Annotated in this window: 8 protein-coding genes and 1 pseudogene; 8 read left to right on the top strand and 1 reads right to left on the bottom strand. The window is 58.0% G+C overall.

Annotation, left to right across the window (positions count from 1 at the left end):
- Positions 1-1,075: hypothetical protein (locus IQ254_RS25690; protein ID WP_193969002.1), on the bottom strand; the 1,075-nt coding region annotated here is incomplete at its 3' end.
- Positions 1,076-1,247: 172 nt separating this feature from the next.
- Here IQ254_RS25690 and IQ254_RS25685 point away from each other — a divergent pair.
- The 8 genes and pseudogenes from IQ254_RS25685 to IQ254_RS25650 all read left to right on the top strand — a co-directional run.
- Positions 1,248-3,560 (top strand): ComEC/Rec2 family competence protein, encoded by a 2,313-nt coding sequence (locus IQ254_RS25685; RefSeq protein ID WP_193969001.1) that lies wholly within the window; start codon positions 1,248-1,250, stop codon positions 3,558-3,560.
- Between the two features lie 99 nt (positions 3,561-3,659).
- Positions 3,660-4,382, top strand: coding sequence for a glycosyltransferase family 2 protein (locus IQ254_RS25680; RefSeq protein ID WP_193969000.1), 723 nt, complete (start codon positions 3,660-3,662; stop codon positions 4,380-4,382).
- Positions 4,383-4,440: 58 nt separating this feature from the next.
- On the top strand, positions 4,441-5,766 hold the full coding sequence (locus IQ254_RS25675; protein WP_228041092.1) for a hypothetical protein: 1,326 nt from the start codon (positions 4,441-4,443) through the stop codon (positions 5,764-5,766).
- A gap of 414 nt (positions 5,767-6,180) precedes the next feature.
- The gene (locus IQ254_RS25670; RefSeq protein WP_193968999.1) at positions 6,181-9,234 is read left to right on the top strand and encodes a BPTD_3080 family restriction endonuclease; all 3,054 of its coding nucleotides are present in this window, start codon (positions 6,181-6,183) and stop codon (positions 9,232-9,234) included.
- 164 nt (positions 9,235-9,398) lie between these two features.
- A complete protein-coding gene (locus IQ254_RS25665) occupies positions 9,399-10,001 on the top strand; it encodes a Uma2 family endonuclease (protein WP_193968998.1) in 603 nt (200 codons plus the stop codon).
- A 57-nt stretch (positions 10,002-10,058) separates the two neighbouring features.
- A complete protein-coding gene (locus IQ254_RS25660; RefSeq protein WP_193968997.1) occupies positions 10,059-10,268 on the top strand; it encodes a type II toxin-antitoxin system HicB family antitoxin in 210 nt (69 codons plus the stop codon).
- A gap of 10 nt (positions 10,269-10,278) precedes the next feature.
- Positions 10,279-10,491, top strand: coding sequence for a type II toxin-antitoxin system HicA family toxin (locus tag IQ254_RS25655; protein WP_193968996.1), 213 nt, complete (start codon positions 10,279-10,281; stop codon positions 10,489-10,491).
- A gap of 53 nt (positions 10,492-10,544) precedes the next feature.
- Positions 10,545-12,031 (top strand): annotated as a pseudogene (locus IQ254_RS25650) (site-specific DNA-methyltransferase); the annotation flags it as partial.

The raw sequence follows: 12,031 nt of genomic DNA, 5'->3' as shown, positions 1-12,031 counted from the left end.
CGGCGGGGGCGATCGCAGCTGTCGAGGGGGGCGTCGACCGGGGTGTAGGTGTCGTGGGTCGAGCGCTAGTGCTGGCACCGGCCGTCGAGCGGCCAGGAGCCGAGACAATTTCGGTTCGCAGCAAGGCTGAGCGGGTCGCATCAGTCGCAGCTGGACTACCTGGTTGACCTGGCCGACCGCCTACTTCGGGCTGAAGCTGCACCGGAGTAGCTTGCACCGCTGAGCTGGGCTCCTCAGACGGCAGCGTGCTGATGCTATTCAAATCCAGGGACATGAATTCTTTCTCTGACAAGTCTGGCCCCATGGGCTGAAATCCAGTCTCGGCAACGCCATTGGCCTCACCTAGGGCAATAGCCGCTTCGGTATCGGTAGGCTCGCCCTTGAGTCGCCGGGCGATGGGGTTGTCAGTAATGTACTGGGCCGTCTCGGGGGAGGTGACGAGGTAGCCAAAACCCGCACTGCCAACCAGCAGCAAGAGCAGCGCCCCCATCCCCAGGGGCGTCAATAACTGGCGCAGGGGCGAGGGGTCGTATTCGGACTCTTGACGGCGGCGTGAACGGGTTGCCTGAGCCCCATTGGGCGAGCTGCTTAACAGCGCTTCAGTGCTTTCGTAATACTCTTCGGGGGCGGCCCGATAGGTGGTTAGCGTGCCACCGTGACTGAGACGCACCTGGTTAACCGCTGTCGTTGGCGGGTAGGCCTGGCTGCTGGGCACCGACGCCTGCCCCAAAACCTCTTGTAGACGAGGGCTGGGCGATGGCGTGCTGCCAGCGACGGCGGCAGAGCTCTCGGAGCTGGCGGCAGTCTTACCAGGGCCAGCGGCAGCGTTACCAGGGCCAGCGGTAGCGGCCTGAACGGCAATTAAATCTAGGGGCTTGCGCTGCTGCCGCAGCTGGAGCCGAGCCGGGGTGGCAGGCGCAGTACTCTGCCCCAAACGACTCTGGCGATAGCGGCGCAGTTCATCATCCAGGTTGAGATTGAGGCTTTCGATCGCCCGTTGCAGACGCAGACTCGACTCACCTGACGGGGCAAAAGTCTCAGGCCTGGTAGATAGACCAGAGGGCAATTGCGGCATGGTTATCATCTCCCTGGATGTAGCACTGATTAATACTACTGATTTCTGGCCAGTTGGCAACTAAAAATCGCGGAATGTCAACATACCGATCAAAACTGCTGCGATCGCAGTGATTTGCGCTCCCAAATCGGGCTCTTTAAACCTATTCGTAGGGTGCCAAAGAGACAAGGCTATGGGTGCAATGGCGGGGTCGCTGGGGGCCAGCGCGTACTGCGCGGGGCTAATGTTAATCAGTCTGTTGGTGCGCCACCTGGGATTAGGCCTTTGGGCGGGGGTGGCGATTGCTGGGTTAGGGGCGCTAACGGCGGGGGAAATCGCCGCCGGGGTACTGCCTGCGCGCTGGCCTCGAGGCCCCAGTTCGTCGCTGTGGGTGATGGCTGGATTGCTGGGATTGCTAGCCGCCCTCAACTACGGCCTGCGCTACCCAACCCCCGGCCCGCTGGATATCAGCCACCTGCTGGCTCAAGGCGATACCGCTGGAGCCCAGCAGATCGTCTGGGGCCGCGTGCAGGCCATGCCGCGCCTCACCCGCAGTGGCCAGGGACAAGTTTGGCTGCTCACCAACCAGGTACGGCAGTTAGATGCCCAGGGAAACCCGCTCGGCGCGCCAGGTATCGCCCAGGGCAAGCTCTACATCACCCTGCCCGCCGACCAAATTGAAGATCTGTTTCCAGGGCAGCGGGTGCAGGTGCAGGGCAAGCTCTACGAGCCATCGCGCCCCAAGAACCCCAATGGCTTTGACTTTCGCGCCTACCTGGCCAGCCAGCGCTGTTTTGCCGGGCTGAGCGGCGAAACCATGATTGCCGAAAAAGGGCAGTCGCCGCCCCGATGGGCGCTATGGCGGTTGCGCCAGCGCATTGCCCGCGCCCACGAGGCTCGACTGGGTATCCCCGCTGGCCCCCTGGTAAGCGCCATGGCCCTGGGGCGGGGCGCGGTAAATGTGCCCTACGACATTCAAGATGCCTTTGTGCAGGCGGGTATGGCTCACACCTTGGCGGCCAGCGGGTTCCACGTGTCGCTGGTGCTGGGAGTGGTGCTGGCCGTGATGGGGCAACGGGCGATCGAAAAGCGAATGCCCGACCCGGCACAGGCCAAGTTTATCGCCGGTAGCCTGACCCTCGTTACCTACATGCTGATTACTGGCGGTCAGCCCAGCGTCATGCGGGCCACGGTGATGGGATTTGGGGTATTAGCTGGAATTGCGCTGGAGCGCACCACCAAACCCCTGGGCTGTTTGCTAGTGGCGGTGACGCTGCTGCTGTTACTAAACCCAGGCTGGATTGACGATGTTGGCTTTCGCCTCAGCGTTATGGCCACCCTGGGGTTGATGGTGGCGGTCAAACCCATCACCGAGAAGCTGGAGTGGTTGCCCACCACCCTGGCGACAGTGGCGGCGGTACCCCTGGCCGCCTACCTGTGGACGATTCCTCTGTCGCTCTACTACTTCAACACCCTCACCACCTACAGCATTTTGCTGAATATGGTGACGACTCCGCTGGTGATGGTGATCAGCCTGGGGGGTATGGTCAGCGGTCTGGTGGCGGCGGTGTGGCCCTGGCTGGGGGGGCTGGTAGCCTGGCCGCTGGAATTACCCACTCACCTGCTGATTGCTCTGGTGCGGTGGGAGGTGGGTCTGCCCGGTAGCGCCCTGGCAACGGGCCACATTTCCCTCGGGCAGATGTTTGGGCTCTACGGCCTCTATTGCGTTTGGGGTTGGGGGCTGACCCGGCGCCGGGGGCTAGTAGCGCTGCTGATTGGGCTGATCGCCCTGGGGCCACTGCTGTACCGGGGGGCAACCCTGAGCCAGGTGACGGTGCTGGCCGCCGGGAATGATGCGGTGATGGTGGTGCAGGACGGGCGATCGCCCCTTCTCATCAACAGCGGCACCGACAGAACGGCGTTCTACACCGTGGTGCCTTTTTTGCGCCAGGCGGGTGTTAACCGGATCACCAGCGCCATCCACGGCGACGACAGCGACGGTGAAAACTGGCGCACCATTGCTGACAAGAGCCCCATTCGCCATTTCTACGGTGCTAGCTCGGCGTTGACGACGGTGCCTGCAGGAGGGCAGTTCCATTTGCTCAGCCCGGGTCAAGTACAGTTGATCAACCGTCAGCAAGTGCAGTACTTACAATCGGGAGAACGGGGGCTACGGCTGACGCTGCTGGGTCGCCGCAGCTGGCTGCTATGGCCCCAACTCTCACTGGATCGCCAGCTACCCTGGCTCCAGGCTCACCCTGGTCTGCAAAGCGAGGTGCTGTGGTGGCATGGGGAAGCCTTGAGCGACGCGGCGATCGCAGCGATTAGCCCAAAAGTGGCGATCGCATCGGCCCGCGACATCGACCCCGATACCGCAGCCCGACTCCAGCAGCGGGGCATCCAAGTCTTCTGCACCGAACGCGACGGAGCCATTATCTGGACGCCGCGCCAGGGCTATCGGGCCTACCTACAGACTAACCATCATCCTGGCAGCGGCCTGGAGTAGAGGGCTGCGATATCGGCATTCATCTTCTTTTCAGCCAGGTGATTTAGGCTCAGGCTGGGCTAGTGAGCTTTGCCCTACATCAACTAGGCGGCTGCGGGCATGGGTAAGGCGTTTTCAAACCTCGATTCGATTTTGGTGATTATTCCGGTGCGCAATGAAGCCGATACCCTTGCTGGGGTGATCCAGGCTTTGCAGGCCCTAGGGTTGCGCCACATTCGGGTGATCGACAACGGCAGCACCGACGACAGCGCCGCCGTAGCTATCCACTGTGGGGTCGAGGTGATCTACGAACCCAGAGCGGGGTATGGTCAGGCCTGCTGGCGCGGCCTCCAGCAGATGCCCCAGGCCATTCGCTGGGTGCTGTTTTGCGATGGCGACGGCAGCGATCAGGTCAGCGACCTATCCCACTTTTTGACTTACCTCCCCCAGGTCGATTTTGTGCTGGGCAACCGGGCCGCCACGGCCACTGGGCGGGCCGCCCTGACCCCCGTTCAGCACTTTGGCAATACCCTGGCTACCGCTTTAATCTGGCTGGGCTGGGGCTATCGCTACCGCGACCTGGGCCCCCTGCGGCTGATGCGGCGATCGGCTTTGGAGCATATACAGATGCAAGATCGCGGCTTTGGCTGGACGGTAGAAATGCAGGTGCGGGCCATTGAGTGCAATCTGCGCATCTGCGAACTGCCGGTGGCCTATCGCCCACGCCAGGGAGGCCAGTCTAAAATATCGGGCACCCTGAGCGGCAGTCTGCGGGCCGGGGTGGTCATTCTCACCACGCTGGGGCGTCTTTATGCTCGCCGCCTCTGGTTTCGTAAAGCGTGACCAGCGAGCCAGTATCTCCTGGTTTACACCGTGGCTAAACAAAACTTACGCGGCCCCTATGATGCCTACGACAACCTTGCCCTCTCGGCCTATACTGCCAGCCCTCTGTGCTCTGCTGCTGGTACTGGGGGCTGCGCTGATGGCCCCCCACAGCAATTTCACCGATCCAGCGGCGCTCCATGCCTTTTGGTGGGCGGCGGCGGTGATGGGGGTGGGGTTTGCCCTCTCCTGGTGGCTGCGATCGCTGAGCGGCCTCTGGTTTTGGGCGGCGACGGTGGCCACTCGACTAATGCTGCTGCCCATGGAACCGGGCAGCGACCTGTGGCGTTATCTATGGGAGGGGCACATTCAAAACCTGGGCTTTAGCCCCTACCACCTAGCCCCCACCGCCCCAGAACTGGAACCCTACCGCACCGACTGGTGGGGCTCCATTAACCACATCGACGTATCGGCTATCTATCCCCCCATCACCCAGATGGGGTTTCGGCTGCTGGCCGCCGTCGCCCTGCACCCCCTCACCTTTAAGCTCGCTTTTGTGGTCGCCGACTTGGTGGTGGTGTGGCTGCTGAGCCAGCGCTTTGGCCACCGTCGCGCCACCCTCTACGCCTGGAACCCGCTGGTGCTCTACTCCGTTGCCGGGGGTGCCCACTACGACAGCTGGTTTATTTTGCCCCTGGTGGCGGCCTGGCTGCTGGATGACCCATCGCCCGAGGCTCCGCCCCGGCCCCACGCCTGGCTATGGGTGGCGGGGTTAGTGGGCATCAGCGTGGCGGTGAAGTGGGTGTCGCTACCCATCGTCTGTTTTTTGGTGTGGCGGGCGCTGCAGCAGCGGCAGTGGCTGCGATCGCTCGTTTGCGCCCTGCTGGGGCTTTTACCCATGGCCCTAGCGGCCCTGCCCTTTTGTGCTGGGGGCACCTGCCCGCTCATCCCCACCAGCTCAGTGTTTGTCTCCTACGGGCGCAGCGCCGAATTCATCCCCTACCTGGCGGGGCAGCTGTGGCCAGTGACGCTGGAGACCAACTGGATCTATGCCCTCCCCCTGGGACTGGTGGTGCTGGGCCTAATGCTGCGGTCTAAATCTCTGGGCGACTTTGCCGAGGGCTACTGGCTGGGGCTGCTAATGCTGACGCCCATCATTCATTTTTGGTATTTCACCTGGATGGTGCCCTTTGCGGTGCCCAGCCAAAACTGGGGCGTGCGGCTGGTCAGCCTGTCGGCCTTTGTTTACTTTGTGCTGCCCCTGCGCCTGCCCGACTGGCAACTCACCCTGGCCGAACGACTGTTGCTGTGGCTGCCCCTGCTGGTGGGCTGGCTGGCTCATACAATTTTCAGCAAAAACTCAGCCACAGATGGGGTAGAGCCCAGGGACATTTTACCCCAATGAGCACCCAAGCGTTGCGCAGTGCAGGGTGATGTTTGATGCGGGTTACTTGGACCAGTGACTGGACGAGGAAGCGTGAAGGCTGTCTAGAGCCTCCAATCTCCGACAAAATCAAGAGATGTGAAGCGCTATTTCCCCATCCCGATGGGCATCCTGGTCTCAGTAGATATAACTAGATATTGATCAAATCTAATTTTTAAGCCCGTATAAGCTGTATGGGCAAAGTGCCCTTGAGCTAGACGATCGCGCTAAAAAAAGCTATACGCAAAGCCCTGCCCTGGCTCCGAAGCCATTTTCCTGGTTTCCGAGACGAGGCGGGTATGCCCCGCTCTGTTCCCTGCGACTGAACTCTTAATTCCAGGATGCACCCCTCTTTGGCTAGTCAGACAGGGGGGTGCGTAGACTAGGCTTAGCACTATGACTGACCGCTTTTTTGAAGCCCCAATCCTTAACTCGCCCTACGACTACCCAGGTCAACACTGGGAACTTGACGCAGATGGGCAACCGACCAACCGCATCATGGCGTCTCGACGCCAGACCGAGTTCATCACTCCGATTCCTAAACCCCGAAGACGCCGTAGAAGCCAGGATGATGGGGAACAGCAGGTCTTAGCCCTCTTCGACACGGAAGGCATTTCGGATGATTCACAGACCTACGATCTGTCGCTGTTCATCAATAGCGTGCGAGAGAAGGTCAACGCCTGGCGGCAGTTGTCGAATCCGTCGGACTGGAAGGTGACGCCAGAAACGGCCCGACTGCTCCAGCACTGGCGACACCACAACTTTCAATCCATCCGGCCCTTTTTCTGTCAGGTGGAGGCCGTAGAGACAGCCATCTGGCTAGCAGAAGTGGCTACCCAGGGGGGAAAGAAAGAGAAAGCGTTTCTAGAGCATATTGGCAGCGTCAACACAGACGCTAACCCTGAATTATTTCGAATTGCCCTGAAACTGGCTACGGGGGCAGGCAAAACCACCGTAATGGCGATGCTGATCGCCTGGCAAACGGTAAATGCGGTGCGGCATCCCCAGAGCAGCCGATTTACCCGAGGCTTTCTGATTGTGGCTCCGGGGATTACGATTCGCGATCGCCTGCGGGTACTCCAGCCCAACGACACCGAGAGCTACTACGCCCAGCGTGAGCTGGTGCCCACCGACATGCTGCCCGACCTCCAGAAGGCCAAGATCGTCATTACCAACTACCACGCCTTTAAGCGGCGGGAGCGGGTGCAGATGGCCAGCGGCACGCGCAAACTGGTGCAGGGCCGTGGACCGGATCTAGACACCCTAGAGACCGAAGGGCAGATGCTCCAGCGGGTGATGCCAGATCTGATGGGCATGAAGAATGTTCTGGTACTCAATGACGAAGCCCACCACTGCTACCGGGAGAAGCCCGATAGTGACGACGTGGCTGACCTGACCGGAGACGACAAGGACGAAGCCAAGAAGAACAACGAAGCGGCACGCCTGTGGATTTCCGGTATCGAGGTCGTGAAGCGCAAGCTGGGGGTGCAGAAGGTCTATGACCTATCGGCCACACCGTTCTTTTTACGCGGCTCTGGCTATGCCGAGGGCACGCTGTTTCCCTGGACGGTGAGCGATTTTTCGCTGATGGATGCGATCGAGTGCGGTATTGTGAAGCTGCCTCGGGTCCCTGTAGCAGACAATATCCCCGGCGGCGAGATGCCGAAATTCCGCAACCTGTGGGAGCACATTCGCAAGCGCATGCCCAAGAAAGGGCGGGGCAAAGCTAAAGGGCTCGATCCGCTGAGCCTACCGGCAGAGCTACAAACCGCGTTAGAGGCCCTCTATGGCCACTACACCAAGACCTTTGACCTCTGGCAGGAGCAAGGCATCGAGGTGCCGCCGGTGTTCATTGTCGTGTGCAACAACACCTCAACCTCCAAACTGGTCTACGACTTTATTAGCGGATTCCAGCGGGAAGATGAGGACGGTAAAACCACTTACCACGCCGGACGGCTAGAGTTGTTTCGCAACTACGATGAGTACGGTGAGCGGCTGACGCGACCCCGAACGCTGCTGATTGACAGTGAACAGCTAGAGTCGGGCGATGCCCTGGATAAAAATTTCCGAGATGTAGCCTCCGATGAAATCGATCGCTTCCGCTATGAGATCGGCCAGCGAGAAGGAGCAGCCGCGGCTGAGAAAATTACCGATCAGGACCTCCTGCGGGAGGTGATGAACACCGTCGGCAAGGCTGGCAAGCTAGGCGAGTCAATTCGCTGCGTGGTGTCCGTGTCGATGCTGACCGAAGGTTGGGATGCCAACACCGTCACCCACGTACTGGGCGTGCGGGCCTTCGGTACCCAGTTGCTGTGTGAACAGGTGATCGGTCGGGCCCTGCGGCGGCAGTCCTATGAGGTGAATGAAGCGGGCAAGTTCAATGTCGAGTATGCCGACGTGCTGGGCATTCCCTTCGATTTCACGGCTAAACCTGTCATTGCTAAACCTGCCATCCCGCGTGAAACGGTTCAGGTCAAGGCCATCAGCCCCGATCGCGATCCCCTAGAAGTTACCTTTCCCCGCGTGCAGGGGTACCGGGTAGAGCTGCCCGATACCCGACTGGAGGCCAAATTTGGCGAAGATTCGCGGCTGGAGCTAGACCCAAACCTGGTCGGGCCGTCGATTACCCGCAACGAGGGCATCATCGGCGAAGGGGTCGATCTAGATATTGAGCACCTGGACAAAATGCGTGATTCGACGATCTTGTTTCACCTCACCAAGCACCTGCTCTACACCAAGTATCGAGACCCCGGCGAAGAACCGAAGATGCATCTGTTTGGGCAGCTCAAGCGCATCACCCGCCAGTGGATGAAAGGCTATTTACGCTGTACTGGCGGCACCTACCCGGCCCAGGTGATCTACCAGGAGATTGCCGATATGGCCTGCGAGCGCATTCGTAAGGGCATCACCGAGGCGATCGTTGGCAACAAGCCGATTAAAGCCATTCTGGATGCTTATAACCCGGTGGGGTCAACCATCCACGTGAATTTCAACACCTCGAAGGAATCGCGCTGGCGCACCGATGCCCGGCGCTGCCACATCAACTGGGTGGTGCTCGACAGCGACTGGGAAGGGGAGTTTTGTCGGGTAGCCGAAGCCCATCCCCGGGTACGGGCCTATGCGAAAAATCACAACCTCGGCCTGGAGGTGCCCTACCTCTACGGCTCGACCCCAAGAAAGTATCTGCCCGACTTTATCGTGCAGGTGGATGATGGGCATGGCCCCGACGATTGGCTGAACCTGGTGGTAGAAATCAAGGGCTATCGCGGCGAAGACGCCAAGGAGAAAGCAAGCACCATGCGAAATTACTGGATTCCAGGGGTCAACAACCTGGGCACCTTTGGCCGCTGGGACTTTGCCGAGTTTCGAGCTGTGTTTGAAATTCAGCCAGAATTTGACCGGGTAGTGGCAGACGCGATCCGCCAGCCAGCAGCAGCGGAGGTGGCATGATGACGATTCCCGCTCTTGGTACGCTCGTTGAAGGCTCACCGACTGGCTCCACGCTACTGCCGACACCTACGAAGCTGTATTGAAGGAAATCCTGGACTAGCAGCACATCTAATAGCGCTCACTACACTAGTCATTAACCACCAGTCACCCCACCTACGCCCCCGATGACACTCACCACCAGTCAAACCAAACCCTACACCGCTGAGGAGTACCTGGCTCTGGAAGTGGTGTCTGACCTGCGCCACGAATATCGCCATGGAGAAATCATCCCGATGACTGGTGGCACCCCTGCCCACAATGAAATCACCCGCATGTTGGTGTTTTTGCTCACAGCCGATTTGCGAAAACAGCCCTACAGCATCTTTGTCACCGACCAGCGCCTCTGGATTCCAGACCTCGATCAATATACCTACCCCGACATCATGGTGACGCCGCGCCCACCAGAACTAAAGCCCGATCGCAGAGACACGGTGATCAACCCGATTTTGCTGGCGGAGGTGCTGTCTGACTCTACTGAGAAGTACGATTCTCCTTCGGAGACGCTGTGCGATCGCGGCGATAAGTTCGAGGCGTATCGCACAATTTCCACCGTTCAGGAATACCTGCTCATTGCCCAAGATAAACCCCACGTCGAGCAGTATGTGAAACAAGCCGAAAACCAGTGGCTCTTTACCGAATATCACGACCTCAGCGCCACCTTCAAACTCCAATCAGTCGGTGTTGCAATCTCCCTTGCTGACCTCTACGAAGCTGGTTTTAGTGAATAGTTTTTAGTGTTGAGTGATGAGTTAAGCGATTGTCGATCGCAGTATAAGGAGCAAACGATGATTATTCGAGCCGTCATTGAATGGGATGAAGAGTCCCAAGCCTACTCAGCCACCTGTCCAGAACTCAACTTTGTCTCTTCCTTTGGTGATACCAAAGACGATGCCATTACCAATCTCAAAGACGCCATTCAGCTCATGCTAGAGCCGATTCCTGATGAGTTTTTAGACGGCAGCGCATCTAAAGAAGTGGTTGAACTGGCGCTATAGAGGCATTGCTATGGCACCCAAAACACCACGCCTGACAGCCAAGCAGGTCATCAAACAGCTCAAAGCCGCTGGATTTGTTGAAGTTTCCCAAACGGGCTCACACCTCAAACTCTTCAACGCAGAAACCCGACGAACCGCCATCGTGCCCATTCACAGCAAAAAAATCATTCCCATCGGCACCCTCAAAGCCATCGAAAAGCAAGCCAATATTTCATTTTCTTAACCCTCACTATCCCACTACCCATCATCCCACCATCTCCCCACCTCACCATCACCATGCCTGCCAAATCCACCAGCTCCAAGCAAGTCAAAACCCTCAACCACGGCGACGCCACCCGCAAAAACATCCCCACGGCGGAGTACCAGTCGGTGATGGCAGCGGATGAGCAAAGCCCGGTGCGGGTGGCCTACGAGCGCCGCAACCGCGACCTCGACCCGCAGCTGGTGTGGCGCGGCAAAGATGAGCAAGACTGGAGCGATCTGGTGGTGAATGCGCCGCCGCTCTACATCCAGGAGAAGGTGCATCCGAAGGTGTTGATCGATGACCTGATGCAGCGCACGGAGTCGCGGCAAGATGCCCAGCTTGACCTGTTTGCCGATTTCAACGGCATCCCGGAGGATGCCAAGGGTACGGAGTTTTACCAGCACGATGCCCACTGGACGAACCGGATGATTTTGGGCGACAGCTTGCAGGTGATGGCGAGCCTGGCGGAGCGGGAAGGGCTGCGGGGCAAGGTGCAGTGTATTTATCTCGACCCGCCCTATGGGATTAAGTTCAACTCCAATTTTCAGTGGTCAACCACGAGCCGCGATGTGAAGGACGGCAAGACGGATCACATTACGCGGGAACCGGAGCAGGTGAAAGCCTTTCGGGATACCTGGCGGGATGGGATTCATTCGTATTTGACCTATCTCAGGGATCGGCTGACGGTAGCGAGGGATTTGTTGACGGATAGTGGCTCGATTTTTGTCCAGATTGGGGATGAGAATGTTCATCGTGTTCAGTCACTATTAGACGAAATTTTTGGAGAAGACAACTTTTTATCCAAAATCATTGTTTGGAAAACGAGTTCACAAACTTCAAGCGGTTTACCTTCAACATGTGATTTTATTGTTTGGTACGCCAAAAGCTTTGAGAAATCCAAATATCGAGATCAGTACATTATCAAAGATGTAAATGATCCTTCGACATCATCTGGAGAATATAAATCATTTTGGCAAGGATTTGGAGAATACTTGACATCAAATCAGGCAGAAAAGCTTGGTAAGGATGATCTGCCAAGATTTCGACCATCTCCCACTACTAGCCAATCTGGTGGAGATACGACGAGATTTAGGTTTCCATATCATGGCTTGCATTACACTCCTGGAACAGGAGGGTGGAAAACAAATGAAGTAGGATTCTTTCGACTAGCAAAATCAGATCGCTTATTGCCAAGGAAAAAAGTATTTCATATGTCAGATTTCTAGATGATTTTCCCGTTGTTCCTGTCTCAGATCTTTGGACAGATGTTCGATGGGGATTTGACGCATCTGAAAAACGCTATGTCGTAGAAACAAACCCGCGTGTAGTTCAACGCTGCATTCTGATGGCAACAGATCCAGGCGATCTTGTCCTCGATCCCACCTGCGGTTCCTTAACGGGTGACAAGGGTACTCAACGTCATGCGGTACAGGGCTTTGAGACAATAAAGGGGACAAAAAATAGGGAGCCTCAGTGCAGCTCCCCTAAACCAATATGTTTCCTGCATCCTACCAAACCA

It is taken from the genome of Nodosilinea sp. LEGE 07088, from assembly GCF_015207395.1.
GTDB lineage: Bacteria > Cyanobacteriota > Cyanobacteriia > Phormidesmidales > Phormidesmidaceae > Nodosilinea.
The sequence above is the reverse complement of the archived record's forward strand: the minus strand, read 5'-3'. Positions and strand labels throughout refer to the sequence as shown.